Source organism: Micromonospora sp. CNZ297 (genome assembly GCF_007827625.1).
In genome coordinates, this window is sequence record NZ_VISU01000002.1 from 18,389 (window position 1) to 35,720 (window position 17,332).

At 73.2% G+C, this 17,332-nt stretch carries 16 protein-coding genes; 8 read left to right on the forward strand and 8 right to left on the reverse strand.

Annotation, left to right across the window (positions count from 1 at the left end):
- The first annotated feature begins 52 nt into the window (after window positions 1-52).
- The 3 genes from FB454_RS03395 to FB454_RS03405 all read left to right on the forward strand — a co-directional run bounded on the left by FB454_RS03395 (window position 53) and on the right by FB454_RS03405 (window position 1,964).
- On the forward strand, window positions 53-493 hold the full coding sequence (locus FB454_RS03395) for an Lrp/AsnC family transcriptional regulator (RefSeq protein ID WP_013288068.1): 441 nt from the start codon (window positions 53-55) through the stop codon (window positions 491-493).
- Between the two features lie 77 nt (window positions 494-570).
- Entirely contained in the window at window positions 571-1,080 is a 510-nt protein-coding gene (locus FB454_RS03400) for a hypothetical protein (protein WP_013475465.1), read from the forward strand.
- Window positions 1,081-1,094: 14 nt separating this feature from the next.
- Window positions 1,095-1,964, forward strand: coding sequence for a class F sortase (locus tag FB454_RS03405; protein WP_013288070.1), 870 nt, complete (start codon window positions 1,095-1,097; stop codon window positions 1,962-1,964).
- 9 nt (window positions 1,965-1,973) lie between these two features.
- Here the strand turns inward: FB454_RS03405 and FB454_RS03410 are convergent, their stop codons facing one another.
- A complete protein-coding gene (locus FB454_RS03410; RefSeq protein WP_013288071.1) occupies window positions 1,974-2,513 on the reverse strand; it encodes an HNH endonuclease in 540 nt (179 codons plus the stop codon).
- Window positions 2,514-2,741: 228 nt separating this feature from the next.
- Here FB454_RS03410 and FB454_RS03415 point away from each other — a divergent pair, with 228 nt between their 5' ends.
- The 3 genes from FB454_RS03415 (at window position 2,742) to FB454_RS03425 (ending at window position 5,869) form a co-directional block, all read left to right on the forward strand.
- Window positions 2,742-3,797 carry a mechanosensitive ion channel family protein gene (locus tag FB454_RS03415; RefSeq protein ID WP_030273292.1) on the forward strand — a complete coding sequence of 352 codons (1,056 nt, stop codon included), beginning with the start codon at window positions 2,742-2,744 and terminating at the stop codon, window positions 3,795-3,797.
- A gap of 233 nt (window positions 3,798-4,030) precedes the next feature.
- Entirely contained in the window at window positions 4,031-5,404 is a 1,374-nt protein-coding gene (locus FB454_RS03420; RefSeq protein ID WP_047892631.1) for an MFS transporter, read from the forward strand.
- Window positions 5,405-5,482: 78 nt separating this feature from the next.
- Window positions 5,483-5,869: a globin gene (locus FB454_RS03425; RefSeq protein WP_174361815.1), complete on the forward strand. Its 387-nt coding sequence runs from the start codon at window positions 5,483-5,485 to the stop codon at window positions 5,867-5,869.
- 7 nt (window positions 5,870-5,876) lie between these two features.
- Here FB454_RS03425 and FB454_RS03430 read toward each other — a convergent pair whose 3' ends face one another.
- The 4 genes from FB454_RS03430 to ettA form a co-directional block, all read right to left on the reverse strand.
- Complete coding sequence (locus FB454_RS03430) at window positions 5,877-6,461, reverse strand: type III secretion system chaperone family protein (RefSeq protein WP_013288075.1); 585 nt, start codon at window positions 6,459-6,461, stop codon at window positions 5,877-5,879.
- Window positions 6,462-6,592: 131 nt separating this feature from the next.
- The gene (locus FB454_RS03435; protein WP_145752758.1) at window positions 6,593-7,255 is read right to left on the reverse strand and encodes a DUF8185 domain-containing protein; all 663 of its coding nucleotides are present in this window, start codon (window positions 7,253-7,255) and stop codon (window positions 6,593-6,595) included.
- Window positions 7,252-7,695 carry an acyl-CoA thioesterase gene (locus FB454_RS03440; protein WP_071098016.1) on the reverse strand — a complete coding sequence of 148 codons (444 nt, stop codon included), beginning with the start codon at window positions 7,693-7,695 and terminating at the stop codon, window positions 7,252-7,254. Before FB454_RS03440 ends, FB454_RS03435 begins: the two co-directional genes overlap by 4 nt.
- A 13-nt stretch (window positions 7,696-7,708) precedes the next feature.
- The gene (gene ettA / locus FB454_RS03445; protein ID WP_013288078.1) at window positions 7,709-9,385 is read right to left on the reverse strand and encodes an energy-dependent translational throttle protein EttA; all 1,677 of its coding nucleotides are present in this window, start codon (window positions 9,383-9,385) and stop codon (window positions 7,709-7,711) included.
- A gap of 379 nt (window positions 9,386-9,764) precedes the next feature.
- Here ettA and FB454_RS03450 point away from each other — a divergent pair, with 379 nt between their 5' ends.
- On the forward strand, window positions 9,765-11,165 hold the full coding sequence (locus FB454_RS03450; RefSeq protein ID WP_013288079.1) for an alpha,alpha-trehalose-phosphate synthase (UDP-forming): 1,401 nt from the start codon (window positions 9,765-9,767) through the stop codon (window positions 11,163-11,165).
- A complete protein-coding gene (gene otsB / locus FB454_RS03455; RefSeq protein WP_013288080.1) occupies window positions 11,162-13,762 on the forward strand; it encodes a trehalose-phosphatase in 2,601 nt (866 codons plus the stop codon). Before FB454_RS03450 ends, otsB begins: the two co-directional genes overlap by 4 nt.
- A 164-nt stretch (window positions 13,763-13,926) precedes the next feature.
- Here otsB and cobA read toward each other — a convergent pair whose 3' ends face one another.
- The 3 genes from cobA to cobC are packed head-to-tail and all read right to left on the reverse strand — an operon-like array spanning window position 13,927 to window position 17,329.
- Window positions 13,927-15,177 (reverse strand): uroporphyrinogen-III C-methyltransferase, encoded by a 1,251-nt coding sequence (cobA, locus tag FB454_RS03460; protein ID WP_013475462.1) that lies wholly within the window; start codon window positions 15,175-15,177, stop codon window positions 13,927-13,929.
- Window positions 15,174-16,247 (reverse strand): nicotinate-nucleotide--dimethylbenzimidazole phosphoribosyltransferase, encoded by a 1,074-nt coding sequence (gene cobT / locus FB454_RS03465; RefSeq protein WP_145753055.1) that lies wholly within the window; start codon window positions 16,245-16,247, stop codon window positions 15,174-15,176. The genes cobA and cobT overlap by 4 nt, the downstream gene beginning before the upstream one ends.
- On the reverse strand, window positions 16,247-17,329 hold the full coding sequence (cobC, locus tag FB454_RS03470; RefSeq protein ID WP_145752761.1) for an Rv2231c family histidinol phosphate aminotransferase CobC: 1,083 nt from the start codon (window positions 17,327-17,329) through the stop codon (window positions 16,247-16,249). Before cobC ends, cobT begins: the two co-directional genes overlap by 1 nt.
- Between the last annotated feature and the right edge of the window lie 3 nt (window positions 17,330-17,332).

Genomic DNA, 17,332 nt, shown 5'->3' on the forward strand with positions numbered 1-17,332 from the left:
CGCGAACCGAAACCATCTCGCGTCGCTGTCTTTACGGAAGGAAGGTCCGCGCGTGGACGACATGGACTGGGCGCTGCTGCGCGAGCTCCAGGCCGACGCCCGGCTCTCGTACAGCGAGTTGTCCCGCCGGGTCCACCTGTCGCCGCCCGCTGTGGCCGAGCGGGTACGGCGGCTGGAGGAAGCCGGTGTGATCACCGGCTACCACGCCCACGTCGACCTCACCCGGGCCGGACGCACAGTGCTCGCGCTGATCCGGATGTCCTGCTACGGCGCGCGCTGCATCCTCAACGACCCCGACGTCGCGGGCTGGCCGGAGATCATGGAGATCCACCGGATCACCGGGGACGCGTGCAGCATGCTCAAGGTCGCCGCCACGAACATGGGCGAGTTCGAGGAGGTCATCGACCGTCTCGCGCCGTACGGGCAGCCGTCCAGCACGATGGTGCTGTCCACCCCGCTGGCCTGGCACCCCGTGGTCAAGGCGCCCCGTTAGCTACCCCGCCCTCCGGGAAAGCAGGCGCCGCTGCCCGTCAGTGGTCCGGCGCATCGTCGCGCCGGGAGGGGGGAACCATGCGAGGGCTCGTGTCACATCGTGCGTTGTCGTCCCTGTTGGGCCTGCTCGGCCTGGTCGCGGCGTTCGTCCTGACCACCGCGCCGCCGGCCCGGGCCGGGGAGAGCGTGTTCATCGAGGTGACGCCGAACAGCGTCCAGGCCGGTTCCCGGGTCAACCTGCGGGCCGGCTGCGACAACAGCAACAACCGCCAGGCGCAGGTCACCTCGGACGCCTTCGGGCGGGTGACGCTGCGGTCCGACAACGGCTTCCTCACCGGCTCGGTCACCGTGCCGGGCAACAAGGCGCCCGGCGACTACCCGGTGAACCTGGACTGCTCCAACGGCAACACCGCCTCGACCATGCTCACAGTGCTCAACATGGCGCAGCCGAGCAAGGGGCCGGCGACCGGCGGCGGTGGCACCGCGGGTAGCCGGGGCACGGGCTCGCTGCTGCTGGTCGGCGGCCTGGTCGCGGTGGCAGTGGTGGCCGGTGTGAGCGCCCGCCGCAAGCCCGGCGGCCGCGTCTGACGAGAGGTGCCGCAATGGCCCGCTCATCGCGCCGCCGGGACCGTACCGGCCCGGCGGCGGACCGCACCCGCCGCGCCGCCGCCCGTCCCGGCCGCCGGTCGCCGGAGCGCGCCGGCCGGCTCCGGGCCGCGCTGCGGCTGACGTCCCGGGCCGCGCGCCGGTTCGCCCACGTCGCCGGGCACGCGTTCTCGGCCAGCGTCGCCACCGCCGACCCGCAGTCCCGGCCGGTCGAGGCCCGCGCCGGACGGACCACCACCCGCCGGTACGCCCCGAGCCGCAGCCCCGGCGTCCCGGTGCTCGTGGTGGCGAGCGTGATGGCGCTGATCGTGGCCATGCTCGGCGTGGAACGGGTGACCGGGGTCAGCGTGCTGCCGGACCGGATCGTCGCCGGCCTGCGCCCGCCGCCGAAGAAGTTCCCGGTGCTGCCGGCCAGCCCGCCGACGGACCTGAGCATCGGCAAGCTGAACCTGCGCGCGCCGGTGCACCGGGTCGGCATCGCGCCGGACGGCAGCATCGCGGTGCCGGACGTGGAGCGCGCAGGCGAGGTCGGCTGGTACGACCAGGGCCCCACCCCCGGCCAGTACGGACCGGCCGTGCTCGTCGGGCACGTCGACACCACCACCGGTCCGGCCGTCTTCCACGGGCTGAAGGAGCTGGACGACGGCGACCGGATCGAGGTGACCCGCGAGGACCGGTCGGTGGCGGTGTTCGAGGTGACCTCGATCGAGCGGTACGGCAAGGAGAAGCTGCCGGTGGAGGACGTCTACGGCGACTTCAGCCGGCCCAACCTGCGGCTGATCACGTGCGGCGGGCGCTGGGTGGGCGGCGAGACCGGGTACGCGGACAACCTGGTCGTCTACGCCGCGCTGGTCAAGGCGCGCTGAGCGGGCCGGTCAGGCCGCCTCGGGCTCGGGTTCGCGCAGGTCGAGCCAGTCCGCCCAGCGCGGGTCGGGGGCGCGGTGCCCGAGCACCCGCCACGCGGCTCCTTTGGGCGCGGCCGGCAGGTGGTGCAGCCGCCAGCCCAGCTCGGCGGGCGTCTTGTCGCCTTTGGTGTGGTTGCACCGCGCGCACGCGGCGACCACGTTCTCCCAGGCGTGCCGGCCGCCCCGGCTGCGCGGGAAGACGTGGTCGATGGTCTCGGCCGGCCCCCGGCAGTAGGCGCACCGCCAACCGTCGCGGGCGAACACGGCCCGCCGGGACAACCCGACGTGGGTGCGGTACGGCACCCGGACGTAGCGGGTCAGGCGCACCACCGAGGGCACCGGTAACGCGTTGCGCGCGCTGTGCAGGATGCCCTCGCCGTCGGCGACGCAGACCGCCTTGGCGGAGAGGACGAGGATCGCGGCACGACGCACCGACACGACGCACAGGGGCTCGTAGGTGGCGTTGAGAACGAGTGCACCGGAGCCCGCCGTGGGTCGTATGTCAGGCATCGCGCTCACCCTCCCGGTCCAGTCGCTCCCGCCTCGTCTGCGTCGGAACCGCCCCGCGGACAGCGCGGGACGGCTCCGACGCCGGCCGGATCACCGACGTCCGTTGCGCCAATAGTCCCTGATCGCGCCCCGGATTGCACGTACTAATCCGGGGCTACCCCCCGGGTAGCGACACTTCGCCGAGGTGGCGGTGTCCGCCGCCCGCCAGGCGTGCGGTACGAAAGCAGAGTGAACGTCTCCGACCTGATCTCCGCCGTGCTGGCCGCCGTCTCCGACCGGAAGCCGGACTGCCAGGGCAGCAGCTCATGCGAGTGGGTGTACCGAGTGACGAACTCCGCCTGGTTCGCCGAGAGCAGCTACTGGATCCTGTTCAAGCCGCTGCGGGTGGCGCTGATCCTGCTGCTCGCGGTGGCCGCCCGGTGGGCGCTGCACCGGACCATCAACCGGCTGGTGCGGACCACCACCGACGGCGCGGTGCCGACCATGCTCCGGCCGCTGCGCGAGCGGATCCCCAGCGCCTCGCTCGACCCGGACCAGTTCGTGCCGGAGCGGCGGCGGCAGCGGGCCGAGGCGATCGGGTCGGTGCTGCGCAGCATGGTCACCGCGTTCGTCTTCGGCATCGCGCTGCTGATGGTGCTCAAGGAGTTCAGCTTCGACCTGGCCCCGCTGCTGGCGAGCGCGGGCATCGCCGGCGTGGCGCTCGGCTTCGGCGCGCAGAGCCTGGTCAAGGACCTGATCGCCGGCCTGTTCATGCTGATCGAGGACCAGTACGGCGTCGGCGACACGGTCGACCTGGGCGAGGCCACAGGCGTGGTCGAGGCGGTGGGGCTGCGGGTCACCACGGTCCGGGACGGCCGCGGCGTGCTCTGGTACATCCGCAACGGCGAGATCGTCCGCGTCGGGAACAAGAGCCAGGGCTGGGCGCTCGTCGTGGTCGACCTGCCGATCGGGTTCGCCGGCACCGAGGAGGCCACCGCCGTGCTGCGCACCGCGGCGGCGTCGGTGGCGCTGGACCCGGAGCTGGCGCCGAGCATCGTGGAGGAGCCGGAGGTCCTCGGCGTCGAGCAGATGACAGTCGACGGCGCGGTGATCCGTACCGTCGTCAAGACCACCGCGGACGGGCAGTTCGCGGTCGGCCGCGAGCTGCGCCGCCGCCTCGCGGAGGCGCTGGAGAACTCCGGCATCGTCGCGCAGATCGCGGCCGCACGGCTGTTCCCGGGCCTGCCGGTCCAGCCACCGGCGCCGCCCGCCGCCGAGGGTACGGGCACCGGCGGACCCACCTGAGTCGCCGGACGAGCCGGACGATTTCCGGGGTTCCGCACCGCGCGGCCCCTCGGGTATCGTCCGTTCGTTCAGTCGGAGATGCGACGATCAATCCGTTCGCCCTAGCCAGTTGTCAGACGATCGGGCAGAATCCGGTGCACACGCTCCACCGGGGGGCGTGCTCGTGTCCTCGCTGATCGGTTGATCTGACGACGGTTCCCGGTCGGGCCATCACAAGTGGTCGACCAGGAACGATGGAGGCGACGGTGTCCGACGCGCGACCCGCCCGGGAGGCCCCGGCCACCTTCCGGGACGTCTTCGGTCAGTCGGAGTTCCGCGCCATCTTCGCCGCCAACACCCTCTCCTGGGTGGGCGACTACCTGGCCCGCGCCGCGGTCACAGTGCTCGTGCTGCGCGAGACCGATTCGGTCGCGCTCTCCGCCGCCGCGTTCGCCGCCAGCTACCTTCCTTGGCTGGTCGGCGGCCCGCTGCTCTCCGCGCTCGCCGAGCGGCACAACTACCGCCGGGTCATGGTCGTCTGCGACCTCCTCCGGATGGCGCTGATGGCGCTGGTCGCGATGCCCTGGATGCCGACCTGGTCGATCTTCGCGCTGATCTTCCTGGCCACGCTCGCGAACCCGCCGAGCCAGGCGGCGCGGTCGGCGCTGATGCCGCACCTCCTGACCGGCGACCGGCTGGTCGTGGGCCTGGCCGCGTTCACCAGCGCCGGCCAGGCAGCCCAGGTCGTCGGTTACCTGATCGGCGCCACGGTGGCGGCGCTCAACCCGAACACCGCGCTGCTCGTCAACGCCGTGACCTTCGCCGTCTCGGCCGCGCTGGTCCGCTTCGGCGTCCGCGAGCGGCCACCGGCGATGTCCGAGGTGCACCGCAGCCACCTGCTGCGGGAGACCGTCCAGGGCTTCCGGATCGTCTTCGAGCGGCCGGTGCTGCGCGCCATCGCGGTGCTGGTGTTCAGCGCGATGCTCTTCTCGATCGTCCCCGAGGGACTGGCAGCGGGCTGGGCCGCCGACCGGACCGACGGCCGGATGGACGCCGGCACCGCGCAGGGGCTGATCATGGCCGCCGTCCCGGTCGGCTACATCCTCGGCGGGCTGACCATCAGCCGGCTCGTCGGCCCGGAGCGGCGGCTGACGCTGATGCGACCGTTGATGATCATCGCGCCGGCGACACTCGTACCCGCGTTGTTCAACCCGCCGCCGACGGTGGTGGCGCTGCTGGCCGGGGGGTGCGGTTTCGCCGTCGCCGGGCTCGTCCCGGTCGCCAACGGCCTGTTCGTGCAGGCGCTGCCGGACGGCTTCCGGGCCCGGGCGTTCGGCGTCATGGCCAGCGGCACGCAGATCATCCAGGGTGCCGCGGTGCTGGTCACGGGCGCGCTCGCGGAGCGGTTCTCGGTCCCGTCGGTGGTCGGCGTCTGGAGCGCCGCCGGTGTGCTGATCATGACGGTGGCGGCGCTCGCCTGGCCCCGGCCACAGGTGATCCACGAGGCCGTCGCGGCCGCCCGCGCCGAGTCGGCGGCCGGTGGCGGGCCGGCGCACGCGCACGCGCCCGGCCCCGCGTCCGGTGACCGGAACCGCGAGCACGGGCGACACCGGCACGCGGTGACGTGATCCGCGCCGCCCGGCGGGCGGGCGCGGGTGCCGGGCCGCACCTGGCAGGATGGAAGCGTGACTTCCCCAGGCGAGTCGATGACCCTCTTCGAGGCGATCGGCGGTGAACCGGCCTTCCGCAAGCTGGTGGACGAGTTCTACGCCGGTGTGGCCGACGACCCGCTGCTGCGGCCGATGTACCCGGAGGAGGACCTGGGCCCGGCGGCGGACCGGCTGACCCTGTTCCTCATCCAGTACTGGGGCGGACCGCACACCTACTCCGAGCAGCGCGGCCACCCGCGGCTGCGGATGCGGCACGCCCCGTTCCGGATCGGCGCGGCCGAGCGGGACGCCTGGCTGCACCACATGCGCCGGGCGGTGGACACGCTCGACCTGCCGCCGCAGCTCGCCGCCGCGCTCTGGGACTACCTGGAGCGGGCCGCCTACTTCATGGTGAACGTGATGGAGGACCCGGCCGCGGGCTGAGCCCGGCTCAGAGCAGGGCGCCCTCGTCGTGCAGCCAGTCGACGAACGTGACGGCGACCGCGGCGCCGCAGTCGAGCATCTCGACGAGCAGCGCGTCGTGGGCGCCGGCGCCGAGCGGGACCTGCAACTCGGCGTAGATCGGAAGCTGACCGCGCTCGGTCGGGTCGCCGATGTACGCCTTGCAGAAGCGCCGGGTGTGGTTCCACTCGTTCACGACGCGGTAGGCCCGGTCGGCCCAGTCCGGCGGGACCGTCGCGTGCGGGCGGGCCCGCATCACCAGGATCTCGTCGTCCGGGCCCTCCAGCGCGACGAGCACGGCGTGCCGCTCCCACATGGCCAGCAGGTTGCCGTCGCCGTCGGCCAGATAGCGGACGTCGAGCAGGTCGAGCGCGTCGCAGACCCGGCTCAGGGTGACCGGCGCGACGGTGGCCGGCATGTCCGCGAGGACCGGCCGCTCAGGTGGCGCCACGTCGTCCCCCGGCTGGCGAGGGGTCGGTGGGCCGACCCGGATGGTGTCATCCACTGTGGTCCCGCTTCGAGTCTCCGGCTCCCCGCCAGCGGCGGGACCAGGGCGCCATGACCACCACGGCATCGCTCGCGCACCTCACTCCCCAGCGGATCCGGACGCCTACGGTGCGTTGGATCCGAGGATGGACGGTACCCGGACAGACGGCGTGAGGCATCCCCCCAACGACCGCCCCAAACCGGAAGGACGAAGCGGGGTCATCCGTTCGGATGACCTACCGTCGGCCTGAGTGCAAGATCGGCGACGGTACGCGACCAGGCCGCCCCGAACGGTCCGACGAGTCCGACCCATCGACCAGCCGTACGCACCTGAACGTCGTCCGCGCCCGCGCCGAGGAAACCCATCCGGACCAGGGCCTGCACCAGCCGCTGCGACACCTCGACGGGTGTGCGAGGCGCCTCGTCCGGGGTCACCACCACGGCGACGTGGTCCAGCAGGGCGTCCCGCAGCACCCGCTGCCCGACCGCGCGGCCCGCCACACCGTGCGTGGCCGCCTCGCGCAGCGTCCCGGCCGCCGCCTCCGCGATCCGGCGCAGCTCGGCGCCGGGCAGCGCCTCCACCGCCCGGCTCGCGGCCGGTGGGAGCTGCCACCGCCAGCCGTCGTCCCGGCGTACCGGAAGCGCGGCGCCCCCGGCGGAGAGTTCGGCCAGCAGCTCCCCCGCGGCGACCGTGACGTCCCCGGGAGCGGCGCCCGGCACGGTTCGGACCACGAGCACCCCCCACGGCAGACGCGCCCAGAGGGCGGTACGGCCCGCCCCGGGCACCGGCCGCAGCCGGACCAGCGTGGCCGGGTCGAACCGGACCAGCCGGGCCAGGAAGGCCCCGGCGTCGGCCGTCCCGGTCAACCCGTGCCCGGTCATCCGCTCAGCCCCGGCGCGTAGCGGAGCAGGAACGCCCGCTCCTCCGGCGAGATCCGGCGCGGGCGCTGCGCCGTCAGGTCGAACGGCACCAGCAGCGACCGGGCGGTGCCGGCCAGCGTGTCGCCGTCGTACAGCTCGTACGCGACCGAGAAGGAGGCGGCCCTGATCTGGTCCACCCACAGCTCGATCCGTACCGTCGGGGCAGCCTCCGCGCTGGCCCGGCCGAGCGCGTAGTCGACCGGGCGCAGATAGTCGACCTCGTGCCGGCGGATGACCACACCGTCGGCGAACGAGCCCACTCCCCACGCCCGGCCGCCGGCGAACATCATCGCCACCCGGGCCTCCTCGTAGAGCGTGAGGAAGCGGGCGTTGTTGACGTGGCCGTACGCGTCCAGGTCGGACCAGCGCAGCGTGCAGTGGTAGACGAACCGGTCAGACAAGGGTCGGCCCCGGTCAGTCGCGGGTGAGCTTGCGGTAGGTCACCCGGTGCGGACGGGCCGCCTCGGCGCCGAGCCGGTCGACCTTGTTCTTCTCGTACGCCTCGAAGTTGCCCTCGAACCAGAACCACTTGGCCGGGTTCTGGTCGTCGCCCTCCCAGGCCAGGATGTGCGTGGCGACCCGGTCCAGGAACATCCGGTCGTGGGAGATGACCACGGCGCAGCCGGGGAACTCCAGCAGCGCGTTCTCCAGGCTGGACAGCGTCTCCACGTCCAGGTCGTTCGTCGGCTCGTCGAGCAGGATCACGTTGCCGCCGATCTTGAGCGTCAGCGCCAGGTTGAGCCGGTTGCGCTCGCCGCCGGAGAGCACCTTGGTCGGCTTCTGCTGGTCCGGCCCCTTGAAGCCGAACGCGGCGATGTACGCCCGGGACGGCATCTCGACCTTGCCCACCATGAGGTGGTCCAGCCCGTCGGAGACGACCTCCCAGACGGTCTTGTCGCCGTCCAGGCCCTGCCGGTTCTGGTCGACGTACGACAGCGAGACGGTCTCGCCGACCCGGACCGAGCCGCCGGTCGGCTGCTCCAGCCCGACGATGGTCTTGAACAGCGTGGTCTTGCCGACGCCGTTCGGGCCGATGATGCCGACGATGCCGTTGCGGGGCAGCGAGAACGACAGGTCGTCGATCAGCACCCGGTCACCGAACGCCTTGGTGAGGTTCTGCGCCTCGATGACCGTGTTGCCCAGACGCGGGCCCGGCGGGATCTGGATCTCCTCGAAGTCCAGCTTCCGGGTCTTCTCCGCCTCGGCGGCCATCTCGTCGTAGCGGTCCAGGCGGGCCTTGGACTTGGTCTGCCGCGCCTTGGCGTTCGAGCGGACCCACTCCAGTTCCTCGGACAGCCGCTTCTTCATCTTGGCGTCGCGGCGTCCCTCGACGGAGAGCCGGGCGGCCTTCTTCTCCAGGTAGGTGGAGTAGTTGCCCTCGTACGGGTAGGCCCGGCCGCGGTCCAGCTCCAGGATCCAGTTGGCCACGTTGTCCAGGAAGTACCGGTCGTGGGTGATCGCCAGGACGGTGCCGGCGTACTTCGCCAGGTGCTGCTCCAGCCACTGCACGCTCTCCGCGTCCAGGTGGTTGGTGGGCTCGTCGAGCAGCAGCAGGTCCGGCGCCTCCAGCAGCAGCTTGCACAGCGCCACCCGGCGGCGCTCACCACCGGAGAGCTGGGTGACGTCGGCGTCCGGCGGCGGGCAGCGCAGCGCGTCCATGGCCAGTTCGAGCTTGGAGTCGATGTCCCACGCGTCGGCGGCGTCCAGCTCCTCCTGGAGCTTGCCCATCTCCTCCATCAGCTCGTCGGAGTAGTCGGTGGCCATCTGCTCGGCGATGGCGTTGAACCGCTCCAGCTTGGCCTTGGTCTCGGCGACCGCCTCCTCGACGTTGCCGAGGACCGTCTTCTCCTCGTTGAGCGGCGGCTCCTGCGCGAGCATGCCGACGGAGTAGCCGGGCATGAGCCGGGCCTCGCCGTTGCTCGGCCGGTCCAGCCCTGCCATGATCTTGAGGAGGCTGGACTTACCGGCGCCGTTCGGACCGACCACCCCGATCTTGACACCCGGCAGGAAGTTCAGCGTCACGTTGTCGAGCACGACCTTGTCGCCGTGCGCCTTGCGCGCCTTGTCCAGGACGTAGATGAACTGGGCCACGGTGCGGGCTACCTCCGTCGGTTGCGATCGCGGGCTTGTCGGGTGCGGGGCGCGGGCGTCGATCTCCGCCTGCCGCCGCCGGCCGGGAGCCGGCCGCGCGCACGCCGCCGTCAATCCTGACAGGTACGGACCGCCACGCCCACATCACCCCACCCCAGGGGTACGGCGGCGAGCCTCGTCGCCGACGCCGGTAGCACTCGTGGACGTCTCCGGTACGACCGGGAAGAGCCGAACTGCGGGCCCGGGTGTCGACAAGATCACGCGTTGGGTTCGGCGGTTCTGGGACGGGTAGGTAACTCCGGCACGGGGGATCAGACGCCGCAGCTACGCTCAGTACGCTCATCGCGGTGGACCCGTCAGTACCCGGAGGTGGCCGATCGTGACCGTCCGTAGCTCCTTTGTCGTAGTGGCCAACCGTCTGCCGGTCGACGAGGTGAGCACACCCGAGGGGCGGCAGTGGCGGCGCAGCCCCGGCGGGCTGGTGACCGCGCTGCACCCGGTGCTGGCCGAGCACCAGGGCACCTGGGTGGGGTGGGCCGGCGGCACCGGCGCCGCGCCCGAGCCGTTCGACCTGGAGGGCATCCGGCTACACCCGGTGCCGTTGAGCGCCGAGGAGCTGGAGCGCTACTACGAGGGCCAGTCGAACGCGACGATCTGGCCGCTCTACCACGACGCGGTGGAGACGCCCGCCTACAAGCGGCGCTGGCGCGAGGCGTACCGGCTGGTGAACGCCCGGTTCGCGGAGGCCGCGGCGGACGTGGCCGCCGAGGGCGCGACGGTCTGGGTCCAGGACTACCAGCTCCAGCTCGTGCCGGCGATGCTCCGCGAGCTGCGGCCGGACCTGCGGATCGGCTTCTTCCTGCACATCCCGTTCCCGCCGATCGAGCTGTTCATGCAGATGCCGTTCCGCACCGAGATCCTCCGTGGACTGCTCGGCGCGGACCTGGTCGGCTTCCAGCAGCGCCTGGCGGCGCAGAACTTCGTCCGGCTGGCCCGGCACCTGCTCGGCCTGCGCTACGAGGGCCAGATGATCCAGGTCGACGGCCGGCAGGTGAAGGCCGGCGCGTTCCCCATCTCGATCGACACCAAGGAGATGGAGCGGCTGGCCGAGGACCCCGCGATCCAGGCCCGGGCCAAGCAGATCCGCGAGGAGCTGGGCAACCCGAAGACGATCATCCTGGGCGTCGACCGGCTCGACTACACCAAGGGCATCGAACTCCGGCTGAAGGCCTTCCGAGAACTCCTCGCTGACGGAAAGTTGACAGTTCCGGACGCGGTTATGGTGCAGGTCGCCACGCCCAGCCGCGAGCGCGTGGAGCACTACCAGGCACTTCGGGTGAAGGTGGAACGCGAGGTTGGCCGGATCAATGGTGAATTCGGCCGGGTCGGCGTGCCTGCAGTGCATTATCTGCATCAGTCGTACAGTCGCTCCGAACTGGCCGCGATGTACGTCGCGGCCGACGTGATGATGGTGACCCCGCTGCGAGACGGAATGAATCTGGTGGCCAAGGAGTACGTCGCATCGCGCGCCGACCAGGGCGGCGCGCTCGTGCTCAGTGAGTTCGCCGGCGCCGCGACAGAGCTGCGCCAGGCGTTCCTGTGTAATCCGCACGACCCGGACGCGGTGAAGGACGCGTTGCTGCGGGCCGTGCATGTCGAAAAGCCCGAAGCCCGCCGCCGGATGCGCGTCATGCAGCGCCATCTGCGCAGCCACGACGTGGGCCACTGGGCCAAGTCGTTCCTCAGCGAGCTCGGCGTCCCCGATACGGAGGCTGCGTGACCTCGCCCGCCCCCGCCGCCGCCCACGGCGGCGTGCTGGATCCCGAACTGCGTGCCGCCATCGGCCGTATCGCCCGGGTTCCGCAACTCCTGGTCGCGTGCGACTACGACGGCACGCTGGCGCCGATCGTCGAGGACCCCAGCAAGGCAGTGCCGCTGCCCGAGTCGGTGGCGGCCGTACGCGCGCTCGCCGCGCTGCCGCAGACGAGCGTCGCCGTCGTCTCCGGCCGGGCGCTGCGCGACCTGGCCACACTCTCGCGGCTGCCCAGCGAGGTGCACCTCGTCGGCAGCCACGGCTCGGAGTTCGACATCGGCTTCGTCGAGCGGCTCACCCCCGAGCTGATCGCGGTCCGGCACCGGCTCCGCGAGGCGCTGCGCGAGATCGCCGCCGAGCACCCGGGCATCCGCCTGGAACGCAAGCCGGCCAGCGTCGCAGTGCACACCCGCGGTGTGGACCCGCACGTCGCCGCCCGGGCCGTCGAGGCGGTCCGCAACGGCCCCGCGACCTGGGAGGGCGTGACAGTCACCCAGGGCAAGGAGGTCATCGAGCTGTCGGTGGTCGTCACCAACAAGGGCACCGCCGTCGACCAGCTCCGCACCCAGCTCGCCGCGAGCGCGGTGCTGTTCATCGGCGACGACGTCACCGACGAGAACGCCTTCGGCAACCTGACCGGGCCGGACGTCGGCATCAAGATCGGTCCCGGGGAGACCCGGGCCGACTACCGGGTGGCCGAGCCGATCGAGGCGGCCCGGGCGCTCGGGCTGCTGCTGGAGACGCGGCGGCACTGGCTGTTCGGCGAGCGGGCGGTGCCGATCGAGCGGCACTCGATGCTCGCCAACGGCCGTACCGTCGCGCTCGTCACACCGGAAGCCAAGATCACCTGGCTGTGCCACCCGAAGCCGGACTCGGCGGCGATCTTCGCCGACCTGGTCGGCGGCAGCCCGGCCGGGCATTTCACGGTCGGCCCGGAGCGGGGCGGCATCCCGCTGGGCCAGCGCTACCGCAGCAACACGATGACGGTCGAGACCCGCTGGTCCGGCCTGACCGTGACCGACTGGCTCGACCTGCCGGTACGGGAGACCACGCCGGACGACCCCGCAGTGGTCAGCGGCGACTCGACACTGGTCCGGGTGCTCAGCGGCACCGGGCGGGCCCGGGTCGAGTTCGCGCCGCGCCCCGAGTTCGGTCAGGTGGCGGTGCAGCTCCAGCCGCTCGACGACGGCCTGCTGGTGCTCGGCTCCAACGAGCCGGTCGCGCTGCACTCCCCCGGCGTCGAGTGGGAGGTCACCAACGACGCCGGCTACGAGACCGCGAAGGCGGTGGTCGACCTGTCCGCCGCCGGTGGCCAGGTGGTGCTGGAGCTGCGCTTCGGCACGCAGAGCCTGGAACCGCACCGGCTGCCGCTGCACGAGCGGCAGGCCGCCGCGGAGCAGCCCTGGAAGGACTGGGTGGCCTCGCTGCGGCTGCCCGCGACCGCCCGGGACCTGGTCGCCCGCAGCGCGCTGACGCTGCGCGGCCTCTGCCACGAACCGACCGGCTCGATCCTCGCCGCGGCCACCACGTCGCTGCCGGAGGAACTGGGCGGTGTCCGCAACTGGGACTACCGCTACTGCTGGCTGCGGGACGCCGCGATGACCGCCCGCGCGCTTGTCGACCTCGGCTCGACCGAGGAGGCCGAAGGGCTGCTGCGCTGGATCGACGGCGTGGTCGAGCGCACCGGCGGGCACCCGGAGCGGCTGCACCCGCTCTACACGGTGGACGGCTTCGAACTGGGCGCCGAGGCGGTCATCGACACGCTGCCCGGCTACGCCGGCTCCCGGCCGGTACGCGTCGGCAACCTCGCCAACCACCAGCTCCAGCTCGACGTCTTCGGCCCGGTCGCGGACCTGATCGCGGCGGTGGCCGACGCCCGGGGCTCGATCCGCGACGACGAGTGGCGGGTGCTGGAGAACATGGTCGAGGCGGTACGCCGCCGCTGGCACGAGCCCGACCACGGCATCTGGGAGGCCCGCCTCCCCCCGCGGCACCACGTCTTCTCCAAGGTCATGCTCTGGATGACGGTGGACCGCGCGCTGCACGTCGTACGTCGCCACGGCGGCGAGGACCGGCCCGAGTGGGTCGAGCTGCGCGACCGGATCGCCTCGAACGTGCTGGAGCACGGCTGGCACCCGGAGGCCGAGGCGTACAGCGTCGCCTACGGGTACGAGGAGATGGACGCCTCGTCACTGTGGATCGGCATCTCCGGGCTGCTCGCCGGCGACGACCCGCGTTTCCTCTCCACCGTGCTCAAGATCGAGGCGGAGTTGCGCAGCGGTCCGGTCGTCTACCGGTACCACTGGGACGACGGCCTGCCCGGCCGGGAGGGCGGCTTCCACATCTGCACGTCGTGGCTGATCGAGGCGTACCTGCGCACCGGCCGCCGCAGCGATGCCGAGGAGCTGTTCACCCAGATGGTCGACACGGCCGGGCCGACCGGGCTGCTGCCGGAGCAGTACGACCCGCTGGCCGAGCGCGGGCTGGGCAACCACCCGCAGGCGTACAGCCACCTCGGCCTGATCCGCTGCGCCCTGCTGCTGGACAACATGCTCAAGCAGTGACCTGACCGAAGCACCAGACGGCGGCGAGGACCCAAGGTCCCCGCCGCCGTCCCCGTCCCACCCCAGCCCCAGCCCCGCCCCCAGCCCGGCGATCTTGCACTTGCTGCCCCGGCGAAGGGGCTATAACGGGCACCGAGCGGGCACCAAGTGCAAGATCGGCGCTATCAGGGGGCGGCGGGCGGGGTCAGGGCGTGGACCACGTCGCCGAGCACCACGATCGCGGGTGGGCGCAGCGCGGCGGCCTCGACGTCGGCGGCGACCCTGCCCAGCGTGGAGCGCAGCATCCGCTGAGCGGCTGTGGTGCCCTCCTGGATCACCGCGGCGGGAGTGTCAGCCGGCTTGCCGTGCGCGATCAGGGTGGCACCGATCGCGGCGAGGTTCTTCAGGCCCATCAGGATCACGAGTGTGCCCCGCAGCCCGGCCAGGGCGTCCCAGCGCACCAGCGACGCGGGCGCGTCGGGCGCGAGGTGCCCGGAGACCACTGTGAACTCGTGCGCCACGCCCCGGTGGGTCACCGGCACCCCGGCCACCTCGGGCACCGCGATCGCGCTCGTCACGCCGGGCACCACAGTCACCGGCACGCCCGCCTCGGCGCAGGCCAGCAACTCCTCGCCCCCACGGCCGAAGACGTACGGGTCGCCGCCCTTGAGCCGTACCACCACCTTGCCGGCCCGCGCCCGGTCCACCAGGATCCGGTTGATCTCCTCCTGGGCACGGGACGGCCCGTACGGGATCTTGGAGGCGTCGACCAACTCGACGTCCGGGCGCAACTCGTCCAGGAGCAGGCCGGGCACGAGCCGGTCGGCGACGACGACCTCGGCCTCGGTGAGCAGCCGCCACCCCTTCACGGTGATCAGTTCCGGGTCGCCCGGTCCGGATCCGACGAGTGCGACGCGCCCTCCGGTGTTAAGAGGGGGCCCTTCCTCTACCGCAGGCGTTAAAAGGGGGCCCTTCCTTCCGAGCAGGGCGCGGATGGCGTCGCGGGTCGCCATCGCTCGGCGGGGGTCGCCGCCGCCGAGGACCGCCACTGTGACCGGGCCGTGCCGGGTCACCGCCGGGGTCCACGCGCTCGCCGCCGTCCGGTCGTCGGCGCGTACGCAGAAGATCCGCCGCTCGGCCGCGGCGGCACTGACCGCAGCCGCGGCGGCCCGGTCGTCGACCGCCACCTGGACCAGCCACGCACCGTCCAGGTCGCCGGGGACGAACCGGCGCGGCTCCCAGTGCAGCCGCCCGGCGTCGACGTGCGCGCGCAGCGCCGGGGTCAGCTCGGGCGACACCAGCAGCACGTCCGCGCCGGCGTCGAGCAGCGCGGGCACCCGCCGGGTCGCGACCGCTCCCCCGCCGACGACGACCACGCGCCGCCCGCCCAGCCGCAACCCCAGCGGGTACGGGCTCGGCGGCGTCGGCCCGGTCACTTCTCCGCCACCCCGGCGGAGTCGAACGTGGCCACCTCGTGCAGCACCCGGACCGCGCCGGTGACCACCGGCAGGGCGAGCAGCGCTCCGGTGCCCTCGCCGAGCCGCAGCCCCAGGTCGATCAGCGGTTCCAGGCCGAGGTGCCGCAGCGCCGCCGTGGCGCCCGGCTCGGCGCTGCGGTGCCCGGCGACCATGGCGCCCACGGCGTCCGGCGCGAACGCGGCGGCGGCGAGCGCGGCGCTCACCGCGATCACGCCGTCGAGCAGCACCGGCACCCGGCGCGCGGCGGCGCCGAGGATCAGGCCGGTCAGCGCGGCGTGCTCCAGCCCGCCGACGGTCGCCAGCACGCCCAGCGGGTCGGCCGGGTCGGGCTCGTGCCGGGCCAGCGCGGCCCGCACCACAGCCACCTTGCGGGCGTACGTCTCGTCGTCGACCCCGGTGCCCCGGCCGGTGGCCGCCTCGGCGTCCACGCCGGAGAACGCGGCGATGAGCGTGGCGGACGGGGTGGTGTTGCCGATGCCCATGTCGCCGGTGAGCAGGATGCCCGCCCCGGCGTCGATCAGTTCGCCGGCGACCCGGATGCCGGTCTCGACGGCCGCGCGGGCCTCGTCCCGGGTCAGCGCCGCGGTGACCGTCATGTCGCGGGTACCGGGCCGTACGTTCGCGGCCACCAGGCGCGGCCCGGCCGGGTCACCGGGCTCGTCGGCACCGGGGATCGGGGTGGCCACGCCGACGTCCACCACTGTGACCGAGGCACCGGCCTGGCGGGCGAACGCGTTGACCACCGCGCCGCCGGCCAGGAAGTTGGCGATCATCTGGGCGGTGACCTCCTGCGGCCACGGGGTCACGCCCTGGGCGTGCACGCCGTGGTCACCGGCGAAGATCGCCACCGCGGCCGGTTCGGGCAGTGGCGGTGGGCAGGCGCCGGCCAGCCCGGCGAGGCGTACCGAGAGCGGCTCCAGGGCGCCGAGCGAGCCGGCGGGCTTGGTCAGCCGCCCCTGCAACTCGCGGGCCGCCGCCATGGCGGCCTCGTCCAGCGGCCGGATCGCCGCGACTGTGGACTCCAGCATCATGCCTCCAGGATCCGTGCCAGCGTCTCGATGAACGCGTCGGTGGTGCGCCGGTCGCGTACGGCGATCCGGAGCCAGTCCGGGCCGAGCCCGGGGAACGTGTCGCCCCGGCGTACCGCCCAGCCGTGGGCGCGCAGCCGCTCGCGTACGTCGGCGGCGCCGACCACGTGGATCAGGACGAAGGCGGCGGCCGGGCGGCCCGCCACGCGTACCCCCGGCAGGCCGCACAGGCGGGCCACCAGGTGGTCGCGGTCGGCGGCGAGTTCGGCGGCGATGGTGCGTTCGGCGGCGACGGCGGCCGGCGCGGCGCAGGCGGTGGCGGCGGCGAGCGCCGGGGTGGAGACCGCCCAGAGCGGCTGCGCGGTGGCGAACCGGGCCAGCAGTGCGGCGTCGCCGAGCAGGTAGCCGATCCGCAGCCCGGCCAGGCCCCAGGTCTTGGTGAGGCTGCGGACCACCACGAGGCCGGGGAGGTCGCGGCGGGCGGCGAGCGACTCGGGCTCGCCGTCGACGCCGGGGGCGGCTGTGGTGTCGGCGAACGCCTCGTCGACCACGAGCACCCGGCCGGGACGGGCCAGCGCGGCGATGGTGTCCGCCGGGTGCAGGACCGAGGTCGGGTTCGTGGGGTTGCCGATCATGACCAGGTCGGCGTCGCCGGGGACGCGGGCCGGGTCCAGGCGGAAGCCGTCGGCCGGGTCGAGCAGCACCCGGTCGACCCGGTGCCCGGCGGCCCGCAGCGCGGCCTCCGGCTCGGTGAACTGCGGGTGCACCACAACGGGGTGGCGGACGCCGGACAGCGCGCGGGCGATCAGGACGAAACCCTCGGCGGCGCCGGCGGTGAGGAGTACCTCCTCCGGGGGTCGCCCGTGCCGGTGAGCGACGGCGGCGCGGGCCGGTGCCGGGTCCGGATACGCGGCCAGGTCGCCCAGCGCCGCGGTGATCGGGTCGGCCAGCCAGTCCGGCATCGGGGCGCGGCGCACGTTCACCGCCAGGTCCACCAGGCCGGGAGTGGCCTCGGCGTCCCCGTGGTGGCCCAGGTCGGGCTCGTCGAGCGCGGCGGCGCTCCCGGTCGGTGCTGCGGGCATGTC

Excerpts from the sequence above, each read along its gene's own strand:
- FB454_RS03425 (WP_174361815.1), top strand. The coding sequence starts at position 5,483 with ATGACCCTCTTCGAGGCGATCGGCGGTGAACCGGCCTTCCGCAAGCTG.
- FB454_RS03420 (WP_047892631.1), top strand. The coding sequence starts at position 4,031 with ATGGAGGCGACGGTGTCCGACGCGCGACCCGCCCGGGAGGCCCCGGCC.
- FB454_RS03435 (WP_145752758.1), bottom strand. The coding sequence starts at position 7,255 with ATGACCGGGCACGGGTTGACCGGGACGGCCGACGCCGGGGCCTTCCTG.
- FB454_RS03410 (WP_013288071.1), bottom strand. The coding sequence starts at position 2,513 with ATGCCTGACATACGACCCACGGCGGGCTCCGGTGCACTCGTTCTCAAC.
- FB454_RS03405 (WP_013288070.1), top strand. The coding sequence starts at position 1,095 with ATGGCCCGCTCATCGCGCCGCCGGGACCGTACCGGCCCGGCGGCGGAC.
- cobC (WP_145752761.1), bottom strand. The coding sequence starts at position 17,329 with ATGCCCGCAGCACCGACCGGGAGCGCCGCCGCGCTCGACGAGCCCGAC.
- FB454_RS03430 (WP_013288075.1), bottom strand. The coding sequence starts at position 6,461 with ATGCCGTGGTGGTCATGGCGCCCTGGTCCCGCCGCTGGCGGGGAGCCG.
- FB454_RS03400 (WP_013475465.1), top strand. The coding sequence starts at position 571 with ATGCGAGGGCTCGTGTCACATCGTGCGTTGTCGTCCCTGTTGGGCCTG.
- cobT (WP_145753055.1), bottom strand. The coding sequence starts at position 16,247 with ATGCTGGAGTCCACAGTCGCGGCGATCCGGCCGCTGGACGAGGCCGCC.